This window comes from Streptomyces sp. NPDC058086, from assembly GCF_042885015.1.
Classification (GTDB): Bacteria; Actinomycetota; Actinomycetes; order Streptomycetales; family Streptomycetaceae; genus Streptomyces.
Genome location: NZ_JBHVST010000023.1, coordinates 1 through 24,345, shown reverse-complemented (window position 1 = coordinate 24,345; position 24,345 = coordinate 1). Strand labels below are relative to the sequence as shown.

23 protein-coding genes and 1 rRNA gene are annotated in these 24,345 nt (G+C 69.0%); 15 read left to right on the top strand and 9 right to left on the bottom strand.

Annotated features, from left to right (window positions below; genetic code table 11):
* Positions 1–235: 235 nt before the first annotated feature.
* On the bottom strand, positions 236–1,234 hold the full coding sequence (locus tag ACFVWD_RS19865) for an anion permease (RefSeq protein WP_389597653.1): 999 nt from the start codon (positions 1,232–1,234) through the stop codon (positions 236–238).
* Positions 1,235–1,239: 5 nt separating this feature from the next.
* Positions 1,240–1,860: a DUF47 domain-containing protein gene (locus ACFVWD_RS19860; protein ID WP_054232360.1), complete on the bottom strand. Its 621-nt coding sequence runs from the start codon at positions 1,858–1,860 to the stop codon at positions 1,240–1,242.
* 287 nt (positions 1,861–2,147) lie between these two features.
* Between ACFVWD_RS19860 and ACFVWD_RS19855 the strand changes: the two genes are divergently transcribed.
* Positions 2,148–2,576 carry a metal-sensitive transcriptional regulator gene (locus ACFVWD_RS19855; protein WP_389597780.1) on the top strand — a complete coding sequence of 143 codons (429 nt, stop codon included), beginning with the start codon at positions 2,148–2,150 and terminating at the stop codon, positions 2,574–2,576.
* 43 nt (positions 2,577–2,619) lie between these two features.
* On the opposite strand, the gene ACFVWD_RS19850 is transcribed toward ACFVWD_RS19855, so the two are convergent.
* Positions 2,620–2,805: a hypothetical protein gene (locus ACFVWD_RS19850; protein WP_067371445.1), complete on the bottom strand. Its 186-nt coding sequence runs from the start codon at positions 2,803–2,805 to the stop codon at positions 2,620–2,622.
* A 132-nt stretch (positions 2,806–2,937) separates the two neighbouring features.
* On the bottom strand, positions 2,938–3,783 hold the full coding sequence (locus tag ACFVWD_RS19845) for a hypothetical protein (protein ID WP_389597651.1): 846 nt from the start codon (positions 3,781–3,783) through the stop codon (positions 2,938–2,940).
* A gap of 117 nt (positions 3,784–3,900) precedes the next feature.
* Between ACFVWD_RS19845 and ACFVWD_RS19840 the strand changes: the two genes are divergently transcribed.
* Entirely contained in the window at positions 3,901–4,074 is a 174-nt protein-coding gene (locus tag ACFVWD_RS19840) for a hypothetical protein (protein WP_168493098.1), read from the top strand.
* Between the two features lie 190 nt (positions 4,075–4,264).
* Positions 4,265–5,836 carry an FAD-binding oxidoreductase gene (locus ACFVWD_RS19835; RefSeq protein WP_389597649.1) on the top strand — a complete coding sequence of 524 codons (1,572 nt, stop codon included), beginning with the start codon at positions 4,265–4,267 and terminating at the stop codon, positions 5,834–5,836.
* A gap of 139 nt (positions 5,837–5,975) precedes the next feature.
* Here the strand turns inward: ACFVWD_RS19835 and ACFVWD_RS19830 are convergent, their stop codons facing one another.
* The 3 genes from ACFVWD_RS19830 to ACFVWD_RS19820 all read right to left on the bottom strand — a co-directional run bounded on the left by ACFVWD_RS19830 (position 5,976) and on the right by ACFVWD_RS19820 (position 8,797).
* Positions 5,976–6,677 (bottom strand): phosphatase PAP2 family protein, encoded by a 702-nt coding sequence (locus ACFVWD_RS19830; RefSeq protein WP_389597647.1) that lies wholly within the window; start codon positions 6,675–6,677, stop codon positions 5,976–5,978.
* 190 nt (positions 6,678–6,867) lie between these two features.
* The gene (locus ACFVWD_RS19825; protein WP_385387072.1) at positions 6,868–7,869 is read right to left on the bottom strand and encodes an NlpC/P60 family protein; all 1,002 of its coding nucleotides are present in this window, start codon (positions 7,867–7,869) and stop codon (positions 6,868–6,870) included.
* Between the two features lie 169 nt (positions 7,870–8,038).
* Positions 8,039–8,797 carry a trypsin-like serine peptidase gene (locus tag ACFVWD_RS19820; protein ID WP_389597645.1) on the bottom strand — a complete coding sequence of 253 codons (759 nt, stop codon included), beginning with the start codon at positions 8,795–8,797 and terminating at the stop codon, positions 8,039–8,041.
* A 359-nt stretch (positions 8,798–9,156) separates the two neighbouring features.
* On the opposite strand from ACFVWD_RS19820, the gene ACFVWD_RS19815 reads away from it, so the two are divergent.
* The 11 genes from ACFVWD_RS19815 (at position 9,157) to ACFVWD_RS19765 (ending at position 22,393) form a co-directional block, all read left to right on the top strand.
* Positions 9,157–10,002 (top strand): helix-turn-helix domain-containing protein, encoded by an 846-nt coding sequence (locus ACFVWD_RS19815; RefSeq protein ID WP_389597778.1) that lies wholly within the window; start codon positions 9,157–9,159, stop codon positions 10,000–10,002.
* A 71-nt stretch (positions 10,003–10,073) separates the two neighbouring features.
* A complete protein-coding gene (locus tag ACFVWD_RS19810; protein ID WP_389597643.1) occupies positions 10,074–10,310 on the top strand; it encodes a DUF397 domain-containing protein in 237 nt (78 codons plus the stop codon).
* Positions 10,304–11,206 carry a class A beta-lactamase gene (gene bla, locus ACFVWD_RS19805; protein ID WP_389597776.1) on the top strand — a complete coding sequence of 301 codons (903 nt, stop codon included), beginning with the start codon at positions 10,304–10,306 and terminating at the stop codon, positions 11,204–11,206. The genes ACFVWD_RS19810 and bla overlap by 7 nt, the downstream gene beginning before the upstream one ends.
* Positions 11,207–11,579: 373 nt before the next feature.
* Positions 11,580–12,956 carry a peptidase S8 gene (locus tag ACFVWD_RS19800; RefSeq protein WP_389597642.1) on the top strand — a complete coding sequence of 459 codons (1,377 nt, stop codon included), beginning with the start codon at positions 11,580–11,582 and terminating at the stop codon, positions 12,954–12,956.
* Between the two features lie 376 nt (positions 12,957–13,332).
* Positions 13,333–14,670, top strand: coding sequence for a peptidase S8 (locus ACFVWD_RS19795; RefSeq protein WP_389597640.1), 1,338 nt, complete (start codon positions 13,333–13,335; stop codon positions 14,668–14,670).
* Between the two features lie 562 nt (positions 14,671–15,232).
* Positions 15,233–15,541, top strand: coding sequence for a hypothetical protein (locus ACFVWD_RS19790; RefSeq protein WP_054232206.1), 309 nt, complete (start codon positions 15,233–15,235; stop codon positions 15,539–15,541).
* Between the two features lie 186 nt (positions 15,542–15,727).
* Positions 15,728–16,591: a hypothetical protein gene (locus ACFVWD_RS19785; RefSeq protein WP_389597638.1), complete on the top strand. Its 864-nt coding sequence runs from the start codon at positions 15,728–15,730 to the stop codon at positions 16,589–16,591.
* Positions 16,581–17,891 (top strand): hypothetical protein, encoded by a 1,311-nt coding sequence (locus ACFVWD_RS19780; RefSeq protein ID WP_389597637.1) that lies wholly within the window; start codon positions 16,581–16,583, stop codon positions 17,889–17,891. The genes ACFVWD_RS19785 and ACFVWD_RS19780 overlap by 11 nt, the downstream gene beginning before the upstream one ends.
* 14 nt (positions 17,892–17,905) lie before the next feature.
* Positions 17,906–19,447: an SCO6880 family protein gene (locus ACFVWD_RS19775; protein WP_101407984.1), complete on the top strand. Its 1,542-nt coding sequence runs from the start codon at positions 17,906–17,908 to the stop codon at positions 19,445–19,447.
* A 14-nt stretch (positions 19,448–19,461) separates the two neighbouring features.
* On the top strand, positions 19,462–20,886 hold the full coding sequence (locus ACFVWD_RS19770) for an ATP-binding protein (RefSeq protein ID WP_389597636.1): 1,425 nt from the start codon (positions 19,462–19,464) through the stop codon (positions 20,884–20,886).
* Position 20,887: 1 nt separating this feature from the next.
* A complete protein-coding gene (locus ACFVWD_RS19765; protein ID WP_389597634.1) occupies positions 20,888–22,393 on the top strand; it encodes a type IV secretory system conjugative DNA transfer family protein in 1,506 nt (501 codons plus the stop codon).
* Positions 22,394–22,433: 40 nt separating this feature from the next.
* On the opposite strand, the gene ACFVWD_RS19760 is transcribed toward ACFVWD_RS19765, so the two are convergent.
* Positions 22,434–22,976 (bottom strand): GNAT family N-acetyltransferase, encoded by a 543-nt coding sequence (locus tag ACFVWD_RS19760; RefSeq protein WP_389597632.1) that lies wholly within the window; start codon positions 22,974–22,976, stop codon positions 22,434–22,436.
* A 123-nt stretch (positions 22,977–23,099) separates the two neighbouring features.
* Here ACFVWD_RS19760 and ACFVWD_RS19755 point away from each other — a divergent pair, with 123 nt between their 5' ends.
* On the top strand, positions 23,100–23,861 hold the full coding sequence (locus ACFVWD_RS19755; RefSeq protein ID WP_168509473.1) for a CDP-alcohol phosphatidyltransferase family protein: 762 nt from the start codon (positions 23,100–23,102) through the stop codon (positions 23,859–23,861).
* A gap of 198 nt (positions 23,862–24,059) precedes the next feature.
* Here the strand turns inward: ACFVWD_RS19755 and rrf are convergent.
* Positions 24,060–24,176: ribosomal RNA gene (gene rrf / locus ACFVWD_RS19750) — 5S ribosomal RNA — on the bottom strand.
* Between the last annotated feature and the right edge of the window lie 169 nt (positions 24,177–24,345).

The following is a 24,345-nucleotide window of genomic DNA, read 5'->3' as shown; positions in this document are numbered from 1 at the left end:
CTGCGGGGGGTCCGGGGCCAGAGCCTCGTAGGGGTCCGGGGGCGACGGCCCCCGATGGGGTGCAGGGGCGAAGCCCCGCAGGAGGTCCGAGGGCCACAGCACCCGCCGGGGTGCAGGGGCGAAGCCCCGCAGGAGGTCCGGGGGCGGGGCCCCTGGCGGGGTTGAAGGGGCGGAGCCCCTGGGGATGGGTCGGGTAGGGGCGGCGGGGGCGAGGAGTGTTGGTGCGTCCGGCGGCCTACAGGAACGCCAGGTCCACGATCCAGAAGCTCGCGGCAGCCACCAACGCCGCCGCCGGCATCGTGATGAACCACCCCATGACGATGTTCTTGGCGACACCCCAACGAACCGCGTTCACCCGCTTCGTCGCCCCGACACCCATGATCGCCGAAGTGATGACATGCGTCGTCGAGATCGGCGCCTTGAAGAGATACGCCGTGGCGAACATGATCGACGCCCCCGTCGTCTCCGCGGCGAACCCCTGCGGCGGATCCAGCTCAATGATCTTGCGCCCGAGCGTCCGCATGATGCGCCACCCACCGGCGTACGTACCCAGCGACAGCATCACCGCACAGACGATCTTCACCCACACCGGGATCGGATCGTCCGACTTCTGGACGTCACCGATGACGAGCGCCATCACCACGACACCCATCGTCTTCTGGGCGTCCTGAAGACCGTGCCCGAGCGCCATCCCCGCCGCGGACACCGTCTGCGCGATCCGGAACCCCCGCTTGGCCTTGTGCGGATTGGCCCGCCGGAACAGCCACATGATCGCGCACATGACCAGATAGCCGACGATCAGACCGACGACCGGCGACAGGAACATCGGAATGATGACCTTGTCCACGACCCCGGACCACAGCACCTTCGTACCGCCCGCGAGCGCGGCCCCCACCAGTCCCCCGAACAACGCGTGCGAGGAGGACGACGGAAGCCCGAAGTACCAGGTGACCAGGTTCCAGACGATCGCCCCGAGAAGCGCGGCGAAGAGGATTCCCATCCCCTTCGACCCCTCGGGCGTCGCGATCAGCCCCTTGCTGACGGTGTTCGCCACCCCGCTCCCGAGGAACGCACCGGCGAGGTTCATCACCGCGGCCATGGCGAGCGCGGCCCGCGGGGTCAGCGCCCGCGTGGACACCGACGTGGCGATGGCGTTCGCCGAGTCGTGGAAGCCGTTCGTGTACGTGAATCCGAGCGCGACCAGAATGGTCACGACCAGCGCAAAGGTGTCCACGAAGTTCAGGACTCCTTGACGGCGATGGTCTCCACCGTGTTCGCCACATGTTCGAACGCGTCGGCCGCTTCCTCCAGCACATCCACGATCTGCTTGAGCTTCAGGACCTCGATGGCGTCGTACTTGCCGTTGAAGAGATGGGCGAGCAGCTTGCGGTGGATCTGGTCGGCCTGGTTCTCCAGCCGGTTGACCTCGATCCAGTACTCGGTGAGGTTGTCCATCGTCCGCAGGTTCGGCATGGCCTCGGCCGTCAGCTCGGCGGCCCGGGCCAGTACCTCGATCTGCTGTTCCACGCCCTTGGGGAGCTCCTCGACCTGATACAGCACAACCAGGTCGACGGCCTCCTCCATGAAGTCCATGATGTCGTCGAGGGACGAGGCCAGGTTGTAGATGTCCTCGCGGTCGAACGGCGTGATGAAGGAGGAGTTCAGCTGGTGGAAGATCGCGTGAGTGGCGTCGTCACCGGCGTGTTCGGCGGCCCGCATGCGCTCTGCGATCTCGGCCCGGGCGGAGGCGTCCGCCCCGAGCAGTTCCATCAGGAGTTTCGAGCCCGTGACGATGTTGTCCGCGGAGGCGGAGAACATGTCGTAGAAGCTCGTCTCCCTGGGGGTCAGACGAAAGCGCACTTGAGGTCCTCGGGGTCCTTTTGTTCGGTCAGGCTGATGCTAGGCGCATCATCCGGCCACGGCTAACCGGCCGTCCCCCAGTGTCGCCCATCAGGCACAGTGATCAGCACAGGGTCCGGTCCCGGCATCCGGCAAGGGCCCTATACCCAGCAAAGTTCGTTACCATATACCCACCAGGGGTATATATACCGGACCATCAGGAGGACGCGATGACGACCACCGAGGCCGGCGCGACGGCGCCCTCCGACAGGGCCAAATCGGCTCAGGACGTCCCGGACATTTCGAACATCCAGGCCCCCACCGAGACCGAGGAAGCCGGGAGCGACCGAGCCGGGAGCGAGGACGTCGCCGGCGGGGGAGCCGACGTCGAGACCGGAGGCGTCGAGACCGGAGGCGTAGAGGCCGGAGGCGTCGTCACCGACCACGACCGCGGCATCCACGGCTACCACAAGCAGAAGGCCGAACACCTCAAGCGCCTGCGCCGCATCGAGGGCCAGATCCGCGGTCTGCAGCGGATGGTCGACGAGGACGTCTACTGCATCGACATACTCACCCAGGTCTCCGCCTCCACGAAGGCCCTCCAGTCCTTCGCACTCCAGCTCCTCGAGGAACACCTGCGCCACTGCGTCGCGGACGCGGCCCTCAAGGGCGGCGAGGAGATCGACGCGAAGGTCGAGGAGGCCACGAAGGCGATCGGTCGCCTGCTGCGCACATGACACACGCACACGGGGGATACCGAAGTGCGCACGTGAAGCGGGCCTACTCCCCCGTGCCGCTCCCCCGGGTGCGCTCTTCGGCCACCTTCAGTACCTCGTCGATGCTCTCCAGGCTGAGCCGCTCCTCGTGGGCGGCCGAGGCCGCGATGATCAGGTCGCCGCACAGCTCGATCTCGGCGAGGGCCACGTGGTCCTGAACTGCCGTACCGCCGACCGGAGCCACGTGCATCACCTCTTCCTGCCGTCACCGACTTCCTAGAGTAGGGAGCGGCCTACACACCGCGCATGGCACGGAAGGGCCATTTCCAGCCCTCAACTCCTCCTCATCCACGCACCGGCAGCCACGCCGGCGGACGGACGTCTACGGCTCCGCGATCTTCCCCGCGAAGATGTCCTCGGGTTCCGGAAGCCGTACGTGGGCGGGGACCCCGAAGTCGTACAGCAAGGTCGTCGAGGCGACCGCGACGGTGCCCTTCTGCCGCCCGTTGACGAAGCTGAACCGGTTCCGGAGCTTGCGGACGCGCCCCTGGTCGTCGAGGTAGGCGTCGAACGGGACTTCGGCCGTGGCGAACCCTTTCGCCGCCGCCGTGAGTGCCTTCCGGTTCCCCCGCGAGGCGCTCCGCGCGGCGATGTCCAGGTCGGCGGTCCCGCGATAGTGCCGCACCGGCGTCCCGGCCACCTCCGTCCTCCCCATGTACGTCGCCGTCCGCGCGCCCCGCAACAACTCCGCCGCGGCGAAGGGGTCGGTGGCGCCGCCGGTCACGAGATTTCCGTCGGAGAGGGTGGCCGTGTCGACGCGGACCCATTTGTCGGTGGGCACACCGGCGCCGCGGTTCTTCATGAACAGGGCGCCCGGGGCGAGGAGTTCGGTGATCGGCCGGTGCTCGACGGCGCCCGCGGGATCCTGCGGCAGCAGCACCTTCAACTGCCCCAGCTGCTTCTTGAAGTCGTAGACACCCTGACCGCGGATGGTGACCCGGGTCCCGCCGGTGGCCATCTCCATCGACGTGCGGGTCTTGGCGCTGCCGGCGCGCTCCAGGGTGGCGGCGGCCCGGTGCAGTACCTCGATGGAGGTGACGCCCTCACGCGCGTCCTCGGCACCGGCCCGGTCGACGGAACATCCGCCGACGCAGACCATGAGCCCCGCCACCGCGACCGCGACGACGCCCGTGCCCGTGCCCGTCCGACTCTGCTGCTGCGCCACCATCGTCCGCCGACCCCCAGCCGGTCCGTCCCGGGCCTCCTGTCGTTCCGGTTAACGACGGGTAGGGACGGCCGTCACGCGGCGGGGATTCATGTGCTTGCCTTGGGTAACGTTGTCGGTGTGGCGCAGCCGGAGGAGACCCATCCCGTCCAGGAACACCGGACGACAACGATCGAGCAGGGTCGCTTCTGTCTGGCGCGCTGCACCTGCGGCTGGCGAGGACCGGCCCGCCGAGCCCGCAGCCTGGCCCGCACCGACGCCGAGGGCCACATGGAGAACACCCCGCTCGCATAGCGCCCCATAAGCGGCGTGACCAACCTCTCGCCCGGCCTCAGCCGAAAAGACCCACCCCAGGTTCAGGATGGTGCGAGATCCGCGCGGGATCACGGTGATGTCCCGGTTCCGTCCCGCGCCCGTCCGCCGCGGAACCCCCAGGACCCGGCACACGTCTCGTCCCACGCACGGGAAGCAACGGGAGGCGCACATGCAACGGCGTACGTTCATCGGTGGCGGCGCGGCCGCACTCGCGGCGGCGGCCACGGCCGGGTGCAACGGCAAGGGCAGCGGGGGCAAGGCGGCGGCCACGGAGACGGCCGGCACCTCGATACGCACGGCCACCACCAGCACGGGCACCGGCATAGCCGCCCACGCCGCCGCCAACTGGACGGCCCTCGCCAAGGACCTCGACGGCCCGCTGGTCCGCCCCGGCGACCGCAGCTGGTCGACGGCCCACCAGCTGTACAACACCCGCTTCGACTCCCTGAAGCCCACCGCCGTCGCGTACGTCGCCCACGCGGACGACATCCGCACGACCATGGCCTACGCCCGCGCCCACAACATCCCGCTGTCGATCCGCAACGGCGGCCACTCCTACGCGGGCTGGTCCTCCGGAAACGGCCGGCTGATCCTGGACGTGTCCAAGCTCAACACCATCCGGGCGTCCGCGAACGAGGCGGTGGTCGGCGCCGGTTCCAAGCTGATCGACGTCTACCGGGCGCTCGCCGCGAAGGGCGTCACGATCCCGGCCGGCTCGTGCCCGACCGTCGGCGTCTCGGGTCTGACCCTCGGCGGCGGCCACGGTGTCGTGTCACGGGCGTACGGCCTGACCTGCGACAGCCTCACCCAGGCGACGCTGATCACCGCGGACGGCAAGCAGCTCGTGGCGAACGCGAGCGAGAACAAGGACCTCTTCTGGGCCCTGCGCGGCGCCGGCAACGGCAACTTCGGTGTCGTCACCGAGCTGCGCTTCAAGACCCACGCCGCCCCGCAGGCCGTGTCGGCGTACATGACGTGGCCCTGGGCGAAGGCCGCCGCCGTGGTGAAGGCCTGGCAGGAGTGGGGCCCCAGCCAGCCGGACGAGATCTGGTCCTCGCTCCACCTGGAGAACGGCAGCGGGACCCCCACCGTCGCCGTCGCCGCCTTCTCCCTGGGCACCTACGGCGAACTCCAGAACGCCGTGGACCGCCTGGCCACCAAAGTCGGCGCCCCCGCGCGCAGCGTCTCGCTGAAGAAGCACTCCTACAAGGAGTCGATGGAGGCGTACGCGGGCTGCTCCTCCTTCCCCACCGAGGCCCAGTGCCATCTGCCGGGCTCGACGCCGGGCCGTTCCTCGCAGGGCGCCCTCGGCCGTGAGACGTACGCGGCCCGCTCGGACTTCTTCGACCGCTCGATCTCCGCGGCCGGCATCCAGACGCTGCTGCACCAGATCTCCTCGGTCCGCGGCGGCGCCGGCAGCATCGCGCTCACCGCGCTGGGCGGTGCGGTCAACCGGGTCTCGCCGACCGCGACGGCGTTCGTGCACCGGCGTTCCCGCATGCTCGCCCAGTACATCGCCTCCTGGGGTGCGGGCTCCTCCGGCACCACGGTCCAGTCCTGGCTGACCTCCGCCCACTCGGCGATGGCCCCCTACGCCTCCGGTGCCGCCTACCAGAACTACACGGACGCGAGCCTCACCAACTGGCGCAAGGCGTACTACGGCGACGCGGCGACCCGCCTCGCGGCCCTGAAGAAGCAGTACGACCCGAACCGCTTCTTCACCTTCCCCCAGGCACTCTGAGCGCCTCGCAAGGGGCGCGGGGCTGTCACATCATGCGGCTCCGCCGCGTGGGCGCGACCAGCCCCACCGACCCGCAAAACACCCACAGGCCCGCAGGCCCGCAGGCCCGCAGACCAGCAACCCCCACCCCGCGGAGCGCCTACGCGGCGAGGTCCGGCTCCTCGGGGCGCTCCGCCCGCGCCCCGGGAATCAGCGCCTCCTGCCCCGCACGCCCCGCGCTCCGCGCCCGGATCAGCCATCCGGCGCGCGGCGAGCGCTCCACGGCCTTCATCACCGGGGTCAGCAGGGCCATGGCGAGCGGGGACAGCAGCAGGGCGACGGCGGTGCCGAGGGCGAAGCCGCCGATGACGTCCGTCGGGTAGTGCACGCCCATGTAGACCCGGCAGAAGCCTTCGAGCAGCGCGATCCCTATCCCGACGAGCCCGAACTTCCGGTTCGCGACGAACAGCCCGACGCCGATCGCCATGGTGAGCGTCGCGTGGTCGCTCACGAAGGAGAAGTCGGTCTTGCCACTGACCAGGACGTCGAGCCCCTGGTGGTCCACGAAGGGGCGGGGTCTCTCCACGAAGCCCCGTATCGGCACGTTCACCAGCACCGCGACGCCGGCCGCGAGGGGCGCCCAGACGAGCGCGGCCACCGACGGGGCGGCGTTCTCGTCGCCGCGCCGCCGCACGGTCCACCAGCACCACAGCACCAGCAGGACCATGGCGAGCAGCAGCCCGTACTCGCCGACGAACTCCATGCCGCGGTCGAACCAGTGCGGCGCGTCCTTGGCGAGGCCGTTGATGTCGTACAGCAGGTCCACGTCGGGGTTCGAACCGGATTCGGCGAGTCCAGCCATGGTGCTGCGGCCCCTTCGTCGTCTTTCCGCGGGCGCAGCCTTTCGTGCGCTCCCCGATCCACCCCCGTGGTCGTAGATCAGCTCTACGTCAACAGGAACGCACATTCCCCCTCAGTACGTTCCACCCTCCACCGAATGATCACGCAGACGTTATCGAAGAGAGATACATTGCCGCAGCTCAGGGGTGGGATCAAACCGTCGTCGGCAACGCTTTCGCGCCATCTTCGGTCACGCGCGTGGCACCGAAGTAGTCGGGGGTGTCGATGGGGTCGAAGCGGATGACGGCACCCGTTCGCGGTGCGTCGATCATGTACCCGCCACCCACATAGATACCGACGTGCCGAATGGCCCGCGAGTTGGTGAGGTCGTCGGAGAAGAACACCAGATCGCCCGGAAGCAGTTCCGCGCGCGCGGGGTGCGCCCCGGCGTTGTACTGGTCGTTGGCGACGCGCGGCAGGGTGACTCCGACGCTCTCGTACGCCGCCTTGGTCAGACCCGAGCAGTCGAAGCGTCCACCCTGGTCAGCGGTTCCGTTGCCGCCCCACAGGTAGGGCGTGCCGAGCTTCTTCTGCGCGTAGTAGATCGCCGCGGCGGCCTGCTGCGAGGGATCCACCCGGCTCACCGGCCGCGCGAAGCTCTTCTCCAGAGTTGTGATCGTCTTCACATAATTCTGGGTCTCCTTGTACGGCGGCACGCCCCCGTACTTGATGACCGCGTAGGCCCCCGCGTTGTAAGCCGCGAGCATGTTCTCCGTGACGTTCCCGGGCGCATCCTTCACATAGGACGCGAGCTTGCAGTCGTAGGAGGCCGCCGACGGAATCGCGTCATTCGGGTCCCATACGTCACGCTTGCCGTCCCCATTGCCGTCGATTCCGTGCGTGGCCCAGGTGCCGGGGATGAATTGCGCTATCCCCTCCGCCGCCGCCGGACTCTTGGCGTTCGGGTTGAACCCGCTCTCCTGGTACAGCTGTGCGGCAAGCAGCGCCGGGTTGATCGCGCTGCACAGATTGCCCCACTTCTGTACGAGCGTCTGGTACGCGGCCGGCACGGCGCCCTTGGCGAGACCGACCGATCCGCCACCGACCCCGTTGGCGAGGTTCCCGGCCACCATGTAGACGCCGACGACCAGCGCCGACATGAAGGCGAGTCCCACCCCGGCGACGGCGGTCACCACGACCCATGTCTTACGCACCGTCAACCGCCCCTCGCCGCCCGGGAGTCCGCCGGACGTCAGTCTAGAGGCGACCCCTGCGCGAGGAAACGATCACACACGACAAGAAACGGGGGCGCGAAGTGCGCCCCGAACCCCTCCCGCACACCCCGAACTCGCCCCGCACACTCCGAACCCGCCCCGCGCGCCCCTAACCCGCCTTGCGCGCCGCCTTGTACAGCGTCGCGGCCTCTTTCCCGAGGACGATGCTGAACGAGACGTCGTCGGTGTCCCCGCCCGCCTCGTGGCCGCCGATGACCCCGACGACCGCCCCGTCGCCGTTCACCCAGGGGCTGCCGCTGGTGCCGCCGGCGAAGGCGGGGCACTCGATGCGCTGCTGGGTGCGGCTGTGGACGGTCGGCTTGTTCGTACAGGTGATCGGCGCGTCGAGGGTACTGGGGTAGCCGGTGACCGTGACGGCGGTGGCCCCGGTCTCCCGCCCCGTGGCGAGGGCGTTCGCGCCGACGACGTCCTCGATGCCCTTCGCACCCTGCTTGGCGACCTCGGCGAAGGCGACGTCGCTGTCCTCGTCCTGACCGCCGGTCCAGGCGTCACCAACGAAGGTCTTCTTGACGTCCCAGATCCCGTACGGCGCCTTGCCGTCCCGATAACCCGGGACAAATCGCAATTTTCCGCCCCCGTCAAGACAGTGTGCGGCGGTCACCAGGAGGTCCCGCCCCTCGCTGTGCACGACGGAGGCGGTGCAGAAGTGCCCGCTCAGGCCGTCACCCACGCCGAACAAGGCGCCCACACGGGCGCTCGCCTTGTTCGTGTCGGCCTGCACGGTCACGCCGAACGGCCCGGGGCCGTCATCGGCGGACGCCACGGACGCGGACGTGACGGCCAGCATCACGACCACGACGAACAAAGCGTTCCGCCGGTTGCCAGGGGGACGAGTGGTGCGCTTCATCGGTTCATACTCTGGCCCACGGAATTAAGAAAAATCCTGGAACCACACTGAGAATCTCCTATGAGTCACCGGTGAGAGCCAACGGAGTCACAACGGCAGGTCCACCGTACGGCCCATCCCCGGCCCTCGCACGCACACTCGACTCTCCATATTTCCCCCCACATTGCCCACAGCCTGTGGACGAACATCGCCGAGCCCGGCCGGGACTTGTGGATCCGACGGTTCGGACGGTTCGGAGGGGGCGAGTCGCTCAGGTAAGAAGGTAGCGGCGAGCGGTAAACTCATTCACCGGTTTGCAGGGATCGGGTTCACTACCACTCGTGCGAGCGACCGGTGACATCCAGGAGACGGAGGCGCCCGTGAGGAGCAACCCGACGGGTCGCCAACTCCGCTTCGGCGCGGAGCTGCGCAAACTCCGGGAGCGCGCGGGCCTGACCGCCACCGGGGCCGGTCAACTCATGGGCATCAAGCAGACCCAGGTCAGCAACATGGAGGCCGGGCGTGTGGGCGTGAGCGCCGAACGGGTGCGCGCGCTCGCCTGCCACTACGCCTGTTCCGACAAGGCCCTCGTCGACGCGCTCAGCACCATGACCACCGAGCGCTCGCGCGGCTGGTGGGAGGAGTACCGCGAGATCCTGCCCGCCGCTCTGCTGGACCTCGCAGAGGTGGAGCACCACGCCAGGCGGCTGCGTACCGCGGCCACGATCCACATCCCGGGCCTGTTCCAGACCACCGATCACGCCCGTGAGCTGTTCCGGCACGTCGTGCCCGAGCTCTCACCACCGGAGATCGAGCACCGGGTGTCGTTCCGCGTCAAGCGCCAGACCGTCCTCTTCGGAGACGCCCCGACCACCCTGGTGGCGATCATCCACGAGGCGGCCCTGCGCATGCGGTTCGGCGGCCTCACCGTGGCCAAGTCCCAGTTGCGGCACCTGCTGGACATGAGCGAGCGGGACCACATCACCCTCAGGGTGATCCCGTTCGCCACCGGATCCTTCCCCGGTTCCGGCCAGTCGGTCTTCTACGCCGACGGACCGGTCCCCCAGCTCGACACCGTGCACCTCGACCAGTCCCACGGCCCGGTGCGCCTCGACGCCGAAGCCCAGTTGCGGATGTACCGCGCCCTCCTCGACCGGATGGAATCGGTGTCCCTCGCCCCCGAACACTCGCGAGACTTCATCCACAAGCTGATCCACGATCTGTGAAAGGGACCGGGACACTCACCACCACGTCCACCACCTTCCACCCCCGTCACCTCACCCTTAAGGAAGCCCCCGTGGCTGACGTCCCCCCGGACCTCCACTGGGTCCGCGCCGCCCCGGACGACGCGACCGGCCCCGGCCCCTGGATCGAACTCGCCTTCGGCGCCGACGGCCTGGTCCACATCCGCGAAACCAGCGACCCCACCAACATCGTCACTACCACTCAGAAGAAGTGGGACGCCTTCGTCCTGGGTGTACAGGCGGGCGAGTTCGACCACTTCGTGGAAGGACTGGAGGACGAGAGATCTTAGGGACCACGACAACACGCCGCACCCTGCTCACCGCGGCCACCACCACCGCCGCCACCCTCGCGCTCGGCGCGGGACCGGCGTACGCGCAGGATCCCCGACACCGGGACACCCGCGCCCGGCTGCGAGAGCTGGAGGCGCGACACGGGGCGAGGATCGGTGCGTTCGCATACAACCTGAGGACGAAGGCGACCGTGCGCCACCGCGCTGCGGAACGCTTCCCCATCTGCTCCGTGTTCAAGACGCTCGCGGCGGCGGCCGTGCTGCGGGATCTGGACCGGCACGGGGAGACACTCGCCCGGCGCATCCACTACACGGCGGCGGACCTGGCCGGGTACTCACCGAAGACGGGTGAGCCCGAGCACCTGGCAGACGGCATGACCGTCGAGGAACTGTGCGACGCGGCGATCCGTTACAGCGACAACACGGCGGCCAACCTGCTGCTCCGCGAGCTGGGCGGCCCCACGGCGATCACGCGTTTCTGCCGCTCGCTCGGGGACCCGAAGACCCGCCTGGACCGCTGGGAGCCGGAGCTGAACACCGCGGAGCCCTGGCGGGTGGAGGACACGACCACCCCGGGTGCCATCGCCGGCACCTACGCCCGGCTCGTCCTCGGCGACGCGCTCCACTACCGGGACCGCGACCGCCTGACGACGTGGCTGCTCGGCAACACCACCAGCGGCGACCGCTTCCGCGCGGGCCTGCCCGAGGACTGGACGATCGCCGACAAGACCGGCACCGGCGACTACGGCACCAGCAACGACGTGGGCATCGCCTGGACCCCGGACGGAGCCCCCGTGGCCCTCGCCGTCCTCAGCACCAAACCCGCGCAGGACGCCGCCGCGGACAGCCCCCTCGTCGCCGCCACGGCCTCGGTACTGGCCGCGGCCGTGGGCTGACGCGAGCCCCGGGGACAGTCGGCGGCCTCCGTCGTCACTCGGCCGGCGCCGCCCCCGTGTACGCCGCGGTCGTGCGATCCGCGGCCCCACGGGCGGCGGCGTCCGCCGTCACCACACGCGCCTCGCCCGACGCACAGCCGATCCGCGAAGCGAGTCAAGCCGACGTCAACTTCCAGCCATCGAGGGGCCATTGAGGGGTAACCCGATCACCCGGTTTCGGTATGGCGGAAGTCAGAATTCCAGATCCCTCTTGTTTGTCGCGTACTCAACAAGCGAGTGTCTACGCGGGTCACACGGCCCGGCCGTCGGGGGCACCGCACCGACGGCAACAGCACCCGCACCGCCCCTGTCAACCTCTCTCAGGAGCTGTACGTTGCGTACTACACCCCCCATACCCCCCACATCCCCCACACCTGGCAACAGATCGGCCGCACGCACCAACTGGCGCCGCATCGGCTCCGCGGCCGCCGCCACCGCCGCCCTCCTGGTGGCCGGTTTCGGCACCGCAGTCGACGCGAGCGCGGCGGCCGGCACGACCGCGCCGAAGACCGTCGCGAGCAAGGCCACCGCCGCCAAGGCCGGTTCCACCAAGGTCACCTGGACCCGTTCCTGTGCCGAGCCCAAGAAGAAGGGGGAGATGGCCTGCAACGCGCTGCGCGTGACCGGCGGCACGACCGCCTTCATGAAGGCCAACGCCCACGCGAACGCCGTCACCCCCAAGGCCGCCGCCGACTCCCCCACCGGCTACGGCCCCAGTGACCTCCAGGACGCCTACGGCCTGACCGACGCCGCCGCCTCCAACGGCTCGGGCAGGACCATCGCGATCGTCGACGCCTACGACGACCCGAACGCGGCCTCCGACCTCGCCGCGTACCGCTCGTACTACGGCCTGTCGGCCTGCACCGTCGCCAACGGCTGCTTCAAGAAGGTCAGCCAGACGGGCTCCACGACCTCTCTCCCCTCCGCCGACAGCGGCTGGGCCGGCGAGATCTCGCTCGACCTCGACATGGCCAGCGCCGTCTGCCCCAACTGCAACATCACGCTGGTCGAGGCGAAGTCCTCCTCCATGGCCAACCTCGGCAAGGCGGTGAACGAGGCCGTCACCCTGGGCGCGAAGTACGTCTCCAACAGCTACGGCGGCTCGGAGTCCTCCTCCGACACCTCCTACGACAGCTCGTACTTCAACCACCCCGGCGTCGCGATCACCGTCTCCGCGGGTGACTCCGGCTACGGAGCCGAATACCCGGCCGCCTCCAAGTACGTGACCTCCGTCGGCGGCACCGCCCTCTCCGCGAGCTCCAACAGCCGCGGCTGGACCGAGAAGGTGTGGAACACCAGCAGCACCGAGGGCACCGGCTCCGGCTGCTCCGCCTACGACGCGAAGCCGACCTGGCAGACCGACACCTCCTGCTCGAAGCGCATGATCGCGGACGTCTCGGCCGTCGCCGACCCGGCGACCGGCGTCTCGGTCTACGACACCTACGGTGACGGCACCGGCTGGGTCACCTACGGCGGCACCAGCGCCTCCTCGCCGATCATCGCGAGCGTGTACGCCCTGGCCGGCACCCCGTCCAGCGGCTCGTACCCGGCGAAGTTCCCGTACGGCTCGGCCGGCACGTCCGCGCTCAACGACGTGACGTCGGGCAGCAACGGCTCCTGCTCCACGAGCTACTTCTGCACCGCCAAGTCGGGCTACGACGGCCCGACCGGCTGGGGCACCCCGGAGGGAGTCTCGGCCTTCACCGGCTGATCGCCTCCCTCCGCACGGCACGGAGCCGCCGGGCGACGGATTAAGTGGGGATCCACCGGCGGCGTCTGAGACGGGCCGCGGCAGCCTGCCGCGGCCCGTTCGCCATTGTGTCCAGCCGGTCGGAAACTTTGGTAAATCCCTTGACCTACCTGTGAGTTGAGTCAAGTCGCGCTCAGCCGCGGTCCATCGAGCGGCCATCGAGGAGTAACGCGGCGGCCTCGTTCAGTAATGCGGAAGTCAGGATTCCAGACGGCTCTTGTTGTCGCGTACTCAACAAGAGGATGGTCATCGGCGGGCCGCTCGGCCCTCCGCCGGGGACACCGCACCGGCGGCGCACCCGCACTGCCCCTGTCAAACACTCTCAGGAGGCTGTCCGTTGCGTACCTCGAATCCCCAAGAGCCCGCAAGACCCGCCCTACGCGGCAGGTGGCGCCGTATCGGAGCGGCCGCCGTCGGCACCGCGGCTCTCGTCCTCGCCGGCTTCGGCGCCGCGGGCCCCGCGAACGCCGCCCCGGCCGCCAAGGCCACCTCGACGACCGCCTCCACCTCCTCCAAGGTGACGTGGAGCCCGGCCTGTTCCACCCCCGCGAAGGGCCAGATGGCCTGCAAGGCGCTGCGGGTCACCGGCGGCACGACCGCCTTCCAGAAGGCGGGCGCCCACGCGGACGCCGTCACCCCGAAGGCCGCCGACGCCGCCACCCCGTCCGGGTACGGTCCGAGCAACCTCCAGAGCGCCTACGGCCTGACCTCCGCCGCCGCCTCCAACGGCTCGGGCGAGACGATCGCGATCGTCGACGCTTACAACGACCCGAACGCCGAGGCGGACCTCGCCAAGTACCGCTCGTACTACGGGCTGTCGGCCTGCACCACGGCCAACGGCTGCTTCAAGAAGGTCAGCCAGACCGGCTCGACGACCTCCCTGCCCTCCAGTGACGCCGGCTGGTCCGAGGAGATCTCCCTCGACGTCGACATGGCGAGCGCCATCTGCCCGAACTGCAACATCCTGCTCGTCGAGGCCACCTCCGCCACCATGGCCAACCTCGGCAAGGCGGTGAACGAGGCCGTCACCCTGGGCGCGAAGTACGTCTCCAACAGCTACGGCGGCTCGGAGTCCTCCTCCGACACCTCCTACGACACCTCGTACTTCAACCACCCCGGCGTCGCCATCACCGTCTCCGCGGGTGACTCCGGCTACGGAGCCGAATACCCGGCCGCCTCCAAGTACGTGACCTCCGTCGGCGGCACCGCCCTGTCCACCAGCTCCAACAGCCGTGGCTGGACCGAAAGCGTCTGGGAGACCAGCAGCACCGAGGGGACCGGCTCCGGCTGCTCCTCGTACGACGCGAAGCCGACCTGGCAGACGGACACCGGCTGCTCGAAGCGGACCATCGCCGATGTCTCGGCCGTCGCCGACCCGGCCACCGGGGTCTCGGTCTACGACTCCTACGGGGTCACGGCCGGCTGGTACACCTTCGGTGGTACGAGCGCGTCCTCGCCGATCATCGCCGGTGTGTACGCCCTCGGCGGCGCCCCCTCCAGCAGCTCCTACCCGGCGTCCTTCCCCTACGCGTCGGCCGGCACCTCGGCCCTCAACGACGTCACCTCCGGCAGCAACGGCAGCTGCGGCTCCAGCTACCTGTGCACCGCGAAGTCGGGCTACGACGGCCCGACCGGCTGGGGCACCCCGGAGGGAGTCTCGGCCTTCACCGGCTGACCCGCCGGAGACACGGAAAACCCCCGAAAGCACGGGAAAGCGGGGGGAACTGCCGGGGAGGACGTGGGGATCCTCCGGCAGTGCGGGGAACGGGCCGCGGCAACCAGCCGCGGCCCGTTTCCGTGCGCCACGGCGACGGCGATAGCCTTCGGGGCAGCGGCCGTGCGTCCACATCGGGCGGACGCGCGACCCGAAGAACATCGGCTCGACAACCCGTCAGAAACAGGGCGGGCGCGCAGGGATGCTGCGAGGAGCGGCGGGGCAACCACCCCGCACTCGTCGTAGAAGGGGTTAACGACGGAACCACACCACAGGTTCCGGTTCGACTTCATTGCCCGGCGTGACCAGCCGTGATACACAGAGTGACCATACGACTCTTTGCATACCGTCGCACGCCTCCCGAAAGGGGCCCGCGTACGCCGGTGACAAGGGATTCGTACGAAAACCGCCAATCAATGACGCCAAGTCGACATACGACAGCGGCATTGTCGGCGAGAATGGGCCCGACCTCTGCGCACAGTGGCAGGGGGTGCAGAACTACCCACTAGGGGCGGTGACTTACATGCTTTTCGCAGCCGACAAGGGCGACATCACCACAATCATCGGCGGAATCGCCCCGGACTGGGGTCCCTTCGGCAGCCTGGGCAACGAGGCCAAGACGATGATCCAGGTCGTGATGGCCGTCGCCATCCTGCTCTGCCTCGGGATCGCGATCTGGGGAGCGGCGAAGCAACGCATCGGAGCGACGGCGCTCCGCGACACGTTCAGCGCCGAACAGGGCAAGGGTCTGATCATCGCGGGCCTCACCGGAGTCTTCATCATCGGCTCCCTCGGCACGCTCTTCACCATCGTGTACGGCATGGCCGTCTAGCTTCGGCCGGGCACCCGGCTCCTCACCTCATCTCCTCCCTTCCTGTCCGACCCACCCGTCCGTCGTGCCCACCGGCTGAGGTTGCGTTTCCCTGATGTCGAGTCACCACACCGCGTCCGCGCGGGAACCAGCACGGCTACCGTCGTACTACGCGGTTCAGGAAGAGGTTGAGGGGGCGTACGCGACATGAGTCTCGGTGACGAACCCGGATACGGGGACGGCTCCCGCGGCGACGACGGCGGATACGGGGGGACGGGCCAGACCCGGACCCGCCTCCCCGACCGCCCCGGAGACGTCTACGGTGGCGCCCGCCGCGGCCGATCCTCCTCGCGGAGCCTGGTGACGGTGGTCGGCGTCGTCGTCCTCCTCATCGCGGCCATCGCCTTCGCGAACCGTGGAGGAGACGATTCCTCTTCCTCCTCCGGAACCGGCAACGGAGGCGGCAACGCCACCAGAACCTCCCCCACGGCCCCTTCAGGCCAACGCCCGGTGGACACGAACACGGGGGGTATCCCCACGAGGTACGGCCACGATGTGCAGGGTGCGCAGAGCGCGGCAACGAATTACGGGGTCGCGCTCGGATCGACCGGCATGTTCGACACCAACCAGCGGCACGCCATCGTCAACACGGTGTACGCCCCTGAAGTTGCCGCCGCCCGGCAGTCGGATCTCGACAGCGCCTACTCCAGCGAGAAGTTCCTGACCAACATCGGGCTGACCAAGGACGGCAAGGCCCCCGCCGGCCAGACCTTCGTCTCACGGATCATCCCTGTGGGCACCAAGGTCACGTCCTCCAGCACCGACAGCGCCACGGTCGAGCTCTGGTACACGTCGCTCTTCGGCCTGTCCGGCAACGGCTCCACGAACCCGGTGTCGGAAAGCTGGTTCACGACGACGTATCAACTGAAGTGGATCAGCGGGGACTGGAAGGTCGCCGACTTCACCCAGAAGGACGGGCCGGTCCCGGTCGGACGCGACCAGAAGGCCTCCACCGCCGACGACATGACCAAGGCCGTCGAAGAGTACGGAGGGTTCACCTATGCCCGCTAGCCGCCGAGTACTCAAAGTCGCCGCCGCTGCAATGGCCGTACAGACCATGGCGGTGCTGCTGGCCACCCGCGCCATGGCTGCCCCTTCACCATCACCGTCACCGTCTTCATCACCGAGCAAAGACGCCTGCGCCCTCATCCGCGGTCCCGCGAAGGACTACTGCGAAAAGGGCAGCACCACCGGCGGTACCACCGACCCCGGTACCACCTCCACCCTCGACCCCCTCTCCTCGCTGGCCAAGGGCTGCGCCGAGGCCGCGTCCTGGACCATCGACAAGCTCTCCGCGGCGGTCAAGGACACGGCGAACGTCGACTTCACGAACCAGAAGTTCCTCCAGCAGTACGCCGTGGTCTTCGCGGCGTCCACCATCCTCACCCTCCTCCTGTGGCTGCTGGCCGTGGCGAAGCGGGCGGTGCGAGGCGTCCCCCTCGGCACCGCGATCTCCGAGGCGATCGGCTTCCTCTGGCTCACGGTCCTGGCGTCGGCGTTCACCCCGCTGATCCTCTACACCGTCGTCTCGGCCAGCGACGGCGTCACCGACGTCCTCGCCAAGACCACCGGCAACCAGACCGATACCTTCTTCGGCACCTTCTCCGGCGCCCTCGCCAAGGGCGAGAACATCGGCGGCGGCCCGATCATGCTGATCGTCGTCTCCCTGGTGTCGATCCTGGCGGCAGGCGTCCTGTGGCTGGAGCTCGTCATCCGCGCCGCCCTGCTGTACGTCGGCGCCCTGCTCGGCACCGTCGTCTACGCCGGGCTCGTCGACAAGAACCTGTGGGGCCACGTCCGCCGCTGGGCCGGCATCATGATCGCCGTCATTCTGGTCAAACCGGTCATCGTGATCGTGCTGGGCCTCGCCGGCGCGCTGTCGACCAACGGTGGCCCGGACTCCTTCTCCGCCGTCGTCTCCGGCCTCGCGATCATCCTGCTCGCCATCTTCGCCAGCGCGATGATCTACCGCTTCGTGCCCGGCTTCGGCGACGAGATCGCAAACGGCCGCAACAACCGCATCATGCAGGGCGCCGAAGGCAAGGCCGCGGCCGTGATCAGCTCCCCCGCCACCCTGGTCGCCCAGGGCATCAAGACCCACAGCACCCGCGCCGACAACAACGGCGGAGGCGGCGCAGGCGGCGGCAACAGCCAGCCGCGCCCCGCGAACCCCGTCTCCGGAGGCGTGTCCGCCCACAGCACCCGCACGCCGAACGGAGGCGGCGGATCTGTCCCCTCCGCCGCACCCCCACCACGTACCGGAAACACCCGCAACAGCAGCAGCAACCGCACGGGAGGTGAAGGGCGTTGACGACCGATTCCCATGTGTCCCATCCGGTCACGCCCCGCCGTACATATCTGATCGGCCGCGCCCGGCCGAACGCGATCGTCGGCCGGAACCGCGAGTCCGGCGAGATCGCGCTCATCATCGCGGGCGCGTTCCTCGGCATGATGTGCGGCTTGCTCGTCCCCGTCCTGTCCCTGCGGATCGTGCTGCTGATGGGCTTCCCGCTGGTGGCCATCGCCGCGGTGTACGTCCCGTACAAGCGCCGCACGTTCTACAAGTGGTTCGAGATCAACCGCAGTTACAAGCGCAACCTGCGCCGCGGCACGGCGTACCGCAGCAGCGTCCAGGAGGCCGGTACACGCCTCGACGGCAAGGAGGTCGAGATCGGGCCGCCGCCCGGCATCGGCCGGATCTCCTGGCTCGCGGCCCCCTTCGGCCCCGACGAGATCGCCGTACTCCTGCACGCCGACCGCCGCACCGTCACCGCCGCGATCGAGATCGAGGGCCCGGGCGTCGGCCTGCGCGACAGCGAGGACCAGGAAGCCCTCGTCGACCGCTTCGGCACGCTGCTCAAGCACGTGGCGAACGGCGACGGCTTCGTCACCCGCCTCCAGATGCTCGCCCGCACCCTCCCCGCCGACCCGGACGCCCACGCGAAGGACGTCTCCCAGCGCGGGGACGAGAAGGCACCGGCCTGGCTCCAGCAGTCCTACGACCAGCTCCAGTCCATGGTGTCCACCAGCAGCGAGCAGCACCGCGCCTACCTCGTCGCGTGCATGCACTACAACCGTGAACTCGCCGCCGAGGCCCAGGCCATGGCGCGCGCCGCCCGTCCCCAGGGCGGCAAGAAGCTGGACCGCGACGCCGGGCTCGCCGTCGTCATGGCGCGCGAGCTGACCGACATCTGCTCGCGCCTCCAGGAAGCCGACATCCGCGTACGCCAGCCGCTCGGCCAGGGGCGCCTCGCCTCCCTCGTGCACTCCATGTACGACCCCGACCACCCGATCGACCACATCCAGGCGATGACGAAACGCAATGCCTGGCCCGCCGAGCTCGACGCCATGGAACCCACCTACCTCCAGGCGAAGACCCGCGAGTCCTCCACCCGCGCCCCCTGGTGCCACGCCACGGCCTGGGTGAAGGAATGGCCGATGACCCCGGTCGGCGTGAACTTCCTGGCCCCGCTCCTGGTCCACACCCCCGACGTCATCCGCACCGTCGCCGTCACGATGGACCTCGAACCCACCGAGGTCGCCATCGAGCGCATGCTGACGGAGAAGACGAACGACGACGCCGAGGCCAGCCGCCAGTTGAAGATGAACCGCACGGTCGACCCCCGCGACATCGCCTCCCACAACCGGCTGGACCAGCGCGGCGAGGACCTCGCGAGCGGCGCGGCGGGCGTCAACCTCGTCGGCTACATCACGGTCAGCTCCCGCTCCCCGGAGGCCCTCGCCCGCGACAAGCGCACCATCCGCGCCTCCGCCGGAAAGTCGTATCTGAAGCTGGAGTGGTGCGACCGCGAGCACCACCGTGCCTTCGTCAACACACTGCCGTTCGCCACCGGAATCCGCAGGTAGGAGCTGATGTTCTGATGCGGGATCCGCTGTCCGCCGCGACAGACGCCTTCACGGGCTTCCTCTTCGGCAAGGTCGAGACGACCCGCCTGCCGGTGCGCACCTCCACGGGCCAGGCCCAGGCGGTCTACCTGCCGACCGCCGCACCCGGCCTCGGCGACTCGGGCGTCATCATCGGACGCGAGGTGTACTCCGGGAAGGGCTACATCTACGACCCCTTCCAGCTGTACGGCCAGCAGCTCCCCGCGCCGCACTGGCTGGTGCTCGGCGAGTCCGGCAACGGCAAGTCGGCGCTCGAGAAGACCTACGTCCTGCGCCAGCTGCGCTTCCGCGACCGCCAGGTCGTCGTGCTCGACGCACAGGGCGAGGACGGCGTCGGCGAGTGGAACCTCATCGCGGAAGAGCTGGGAATAACTCCCATCCGCCTGGACCCGACAGCGGCCCTGGACATGGGCATCCGCCTCAACCCGCTCGACCCGGCGATCACGACGACCGGCCAGCTGGCCCTGCTGCGCACGATCATCGAGGTCGCGATGGGTCACGGCCTCGACGAGCGGTCCGGCTTCGCCCTCAAGGTCGCGCACGCCTATGTCAACGAGACGATCGTCGAGCGCCAGCCTGTACTGATGGACATCGTCGAGCAGCTACGGCACCCCGAGCCGGAGTCGGCCGAGGCGATGAACGTCGCCATAGACGACGTACGGGCGTGGGGTCTGGACGTCGCCCTGGTCCTCGACCGTCTGGTCGACGGTGACCTCAGGGGCATGTTCGACGGCCCCACGACGGTGGGCATCGACCTCGACGCCCCGCTCATCGTCTTCGACCTGTCCCACATCGACCGCAACTCCATCGCCATGCCGATCCTGATGGCGATCGTCGGCGTGTGGCTGGAACACACCTGGATCCGCCCCGACCGCAAGAAGCGCATCTTCCTGGTGGAGGAGGCGTGGCACATCATCAACAGCCCCTTCGTGGCCCAGCTCTTCCAGCGCCTGCTGAAGTTCGGCCGACGCCTGGGTCTGTCCTTCGTGGCGGTGGTCCACCACCTGTCCGACGTGGTGGACGGCGCGGCGGCCAAGGAGGCGGCCGCGATCCTGAAGATGGCGTCCACCCGCACGATCTACGCCCAGAAGGCGGACGAGGCACGAGCGACGGGCCGGGTGATCGGCCTGCCCCGGTGGGCCGTCGAGATCATCCCGACCCTGACCCCCGGCATCGCCGTCTGGGACGTCAACGGCAACGTCCAGGTGGTCAAACACCTCATCACCGAGACCGAACGCCCCCTCGTCTTCACCGACCGCGCCATGACCGAGTCCTCCGCCGACCACCTCGCCGGTGACGCGCTGCGTGCCGCCGAACTGGAGGCCGAGGAACGCGCCGCGGCCTTCGTGGAGCAGCACCTCGCCGATCTCGACGGTTCGTCCGAGTCCACGGTGGCGTGAGATGAGCCGGGACGGGCGGGACCGCCGCAAGGCGGAGAGCGAGGGCGGCATCCCGGACGGCCTGCTGGTCGGGGTGCTCGCCTTCCTGCTCGGCATGACCTTCCTGATCTGGTCGGCCACGGGGCTCGCCGGCTGGTTCGCCCACGGCGCCTGGCCGAACACGGTCACCTTCGCCCGTACGCCGCTGGCCCTGCGGCATCTGATCGGGCACCCGCACGACATGACGGGCGCCTGGCCGGACACCCCCGCGGACCAGCTCTCGGGGTACGGGCTCTTCTGGGGCCTGTTCATCGGCCAGCTGATGGTGCTGGTCGTGCTGACCATCTTCGTGATGGGGACGTGGGCACGGTGGCGGGCGGTCCGGGCGAGACGCAGGGCAGGGGCGTACGCGAGACAGGCGCCGGTACCTGAACCGGCTCCGACCCCCGCTGCCGAACAGGTCCCCCCGCATCATGAGGTCCCGCTGCCACGACCCGAGCCGCAGCCGGCCGAACTGTCCAAGGAGACCTCACAGCCCCCGCTTTCGACGGCTTCTTTGGCAGCGGACGGTAAACGGGTGGGCGGGTGGGAAAGAACCCGCGCCGCAGGCGCGCTCATCCTCGGCCCCGCCGAAACCCGCCACCCCACCGCGACCCAGGCCGTACGAGACGCGGACGGCCCCGCCCTGGTGGTCACCTCCAACCCCGCCATCTGGTCGGAGACCAAGGACGCCAGAGCCAAACTGGGCCCCGTCCTCCTCTACGACCCCTCCCACCTCTGCGACACCCCGGCCCGCCTCCACTGGTCCCCCTCCACCGGCTGCGAGGACAAGGCGACGGCCGCGTCAAGGGCCACCGCCCTCCTCGGCCCCGTCCGCCCCACCGCCAAGGTCGACCAGGCCATGGCAGACGTCGCCGAAACACTCCTGCGCAGCTATCTGCACGCCGCCGCGGTGGAGGGAAAGGCCTTCCGCCACGTCCACCGCTGGGCCCAGGGCAGCCAAGTGCAGGACGCCGTACGAGCCCTCCGCACGAACCCCAAGGCCGCCTCCGGCGCGGCGGGCGAACTCGAGGCCGCCCTCACCTCGCACCCGGAGCGCCGCGACATAGCACAGGAGTTGACGGCCCGCGCCCTGTCCGCCCTCTTCACGGTCAACGTCCGCGAATCCTGCACCCCGAACCGAAGTGACTCCCTCACACTGGATTCCTTCGTCAACGAAGGGGGCACGCTCTATGTGGTCGGTGAACCCATCGAGGACCCCAAGGCGAACCCCGGCGCGATGCCGCTCCTGACGGCCCTCGCCTCAAGCGTGGTCGAGCGCGGCCGGCGCATGGCCGAACGGTCATCCTCCGGTCGCCTCGACCCACCACTTACGCTCGTCCTGGACGACGTCGCCGCGGTGGCCCCGCTCCCCCAGCTCCCGGAGCTGCTCGCCACCGGAGCCGACCAGGGCCTGCCCACCCTGGCCCTCCTCCGCTCCCAGGAACAGGCCAGGGCCCGCTGGCCCCAGCACGAACTCCCGGTCTGACGACGCATAAGGGCTGACAACACCCAGGACCTGGCGGCGCCTACGGCCTGGCGATCACAAACTCCAGGTCCCGGGTCCCCTCGTTCCCCTCGGATGCGACAGATCCCCCGGTCGGCACGAACCCCGCCTTGCGGTAGAAGGCCTCGGCGCGTCCGTTCTTCTCGTGCACGAACAGCCGTACACGCTCAAGCCCGCGCTCCCAGGCCCAGGCGAGAGCGCCGTCGACGAGCGCGTCTGTCACACCGCTCCCCCGGTGCTCGGCCCGCACGAAGACACCCACCAGATGCCCCTGCTCCTGCTCGATCAACGCATCGAAGAAGTCCCGCTGCCCGGCCTTCTCGACCAGCATGACCACGGAACCGCCCCACACCCCGTCCGGTCCGACCGCGACGAACTGCCGCGCCCCGTCCCCCTCGGCGGCCCCCGCCGCCCGCTCCTGCCAGAACGAGTCGGGCCGGGCCGCCGCCTGCTCGTAGGTCTCCAGGAACGCGAGATGCGCCACGGGGTCCTTGAGGGCGGCAAGCCGCAACTCCTTGACCGCGGGCCACTCGTGGGCACTTATAGAGCGAATTACATGGTTCATGGAGCCCACCGTAGTCTCCGCGTCCGACGTCGCTCATCTCAATTCCACCCTGCCGATCCCCGCTGTCCGGGACCCCGTCATGCTCTTCCCTGTACTCACATTGATCCCAGGGGAGAAAGCCGCATGACCAAGGTCCAACTAGAGGAACTCCGCGAGGTCATTCACCCCGCGGGCAAGCTGGAGAGCAGGGCGGAACACTGGGCCGGCCGCCTTTACATGCGCTCGCTCTCCCTGCGGGTGACCCGCCAGATGCTGGGCACCCGCGTCTCGCCGAACCAGATCACGACGGTCATGGTCTTCGCGGGCGTACTCTCCGGAGTCGCCCTGGTCGTCCCCGGCCTGGGCGGCGCCGTACTGTCCGTCCTCTTCATGCAGTTGTATCTGCTCCTGGACTGCGTGGACGGCGAAGTGGCCCGCTGGCGACGCCAGTTCAGCCCGCTCGGCGTCTACCTGGACCGCCTCGGCGCCTACCTGGCCGACGCCGCCGTCATGGTCGGCATGGGCATTCGCGCCGCCGAACTCGGCCTGAACCTCTACCTGGTGGCCGGCCTGGCGGCCGCGATCGGCGTGCTGCTCCTGAAGTCGTCCTCCGACCTCGTCCACGTGGCCCGCTCCGACAGCGGCATGGAGAAGGCCACCGACCAGTCCGTCGTCCCGCGCTCCAGCGGCCTCGCCCGGGTCCGCCGCCTCACCTCGGCGGTCGGCCTTCACCGCCTGGTCAACGGCATCGAGTGCACCATCCTGCTGCTCGTGACGGCGATCGTCGACCTGGCGCTCGGCGACCTGACGGCGACGAAGATCGTGACCGTGGCCGTGACGGCGATCGTCTGGCTGCTCGTCCCCGCGCACATCGTCTCGATCGTCGCGTCGTCCCGCCTGAAGTAACCGAGCGAGGGGTACACGGGGCCGAGCAACAGCCCCGTGTACCCCTCGCGGATGCGTATCTGGCACTCAAGGCAGCGGGACGGCTGTAAACCGACACAAAAAAAGGGGGCCTCTCGAATCGAGAGGCCCCAAAAAATGATCCTGAACGCAGAAAACCCCCGTACCGTTTTCCCGGTACGGGGGTTCTCCCTAAAATTAGTTCGGCGGCGTCCTACTCTCCCACAGGGTCCCCCCTGCAGTACCATCGGCGCTGTGAGGCTTAGCTTCCGGGTTCGGAATGTAACCGGGCGTTTCCCTCACGCTATGACCACCGAAACACTATGAAACTATCAACTACCGCACCATGCCCAGTGGCCCTGGGAATGGGGTTGTTCGTGGTTTCAGAACCAACACAGTGGACGCGAGCAACTGAGGACAAGCCCTCGGCCTATTAGTACCGGTCACCTCCAGCGGTTACCCGCCTTCCAGATCCGGCCTATCAACC

Bases quoted from the DNA above. Each gene is read 5' to 3' on its own strand.
- ACFVWD_RS19770 (WP_389597636.1), top strand. From the start codon at position 19,462: ATGCGGGATCCGCTGTCCGCCGCGACAGACGCCTTCACGGGCTTCCTC.
- ACFVWD_RS19765 (WP_389597634.1), top strand. From the start codon at position 20,888: ATGAGCCGGGACGGGCGGGACCGCCGCAAGGCGGAGAGCGAGGGCGGC.
- ACFVWD_RS19845 (WP_389597651.1), bottom strand. From the start codon at position 3,783: ATGGTGGCGCAGCAGCAGAGTCGGACGGGCACGGGCACGGGCGTCGTC.
- ACFVWD_RS19835 (WP_389597649.1), top strand. From the start codon at position 4,265: ATGCAACGGCGTACGTTCATCGGTGGCGGCGCGGCCGCACTCGCGGCG.
- ACFVWD_RS19820 (WP_389597645.1), bottom strand. From the start codon at position 8,797: ATGAAGCGCACCACTCGTCCCCCTGGCAACCGGCGGAACGCTTTGTTC.
- ACFVWD_RS19790 (WP_054232206.1), top strand. From the start codon at position 15,233: ATGCTTTTCGCAGCCGACAAGGGCGACATCACCACAATCATCGGCGGA.
- ACFVWD_RS19850 (WP_067371445.1), bottom strand. From the start codon at position 2,805: ATGCACGTGGCTCCGGTCGGCGGTACGGCAGTTCAGGACCACGTGGCC.
- ACFVWD_RS19830 (WP_389597647.1), bottom strand. From the start codon at position 6,677: ATGGCTGGACTCGCCGAATCCGGTTCGAACCCCGACGTGGACCTGCTG.
- ACFVWD_RS19785 (WP_389597638.1), top strand. From the start codon at position 15,728: ATGAGTCTCGGTGACGAACCCGGATACGGGGACGGCTCCCGCGGCGAC.
- ACFVWD_RS19760 (WP_389597632.1), bottom strand. From the start codon at position 22,976: ATGAACCATGTAATTCGCTCTATAAGTGCCCACGAGTGGCCCGCGGTC.
- ACFVWD_RS19780 (WP_389597637.1), top strand. From the start codon at position 16,581: ATGCCCGCTAGCCGCCGAGTACTCAAAGTCGCCGCCGCTGCAATGGCC.
- ACFVWD_RS19755 (WP_168509473.1), top strand. From the start codon at position 23,100: ATGACCAAGGTCCAACTAGAGGAACTCCGCGAGGTCATTCACCCCGCG.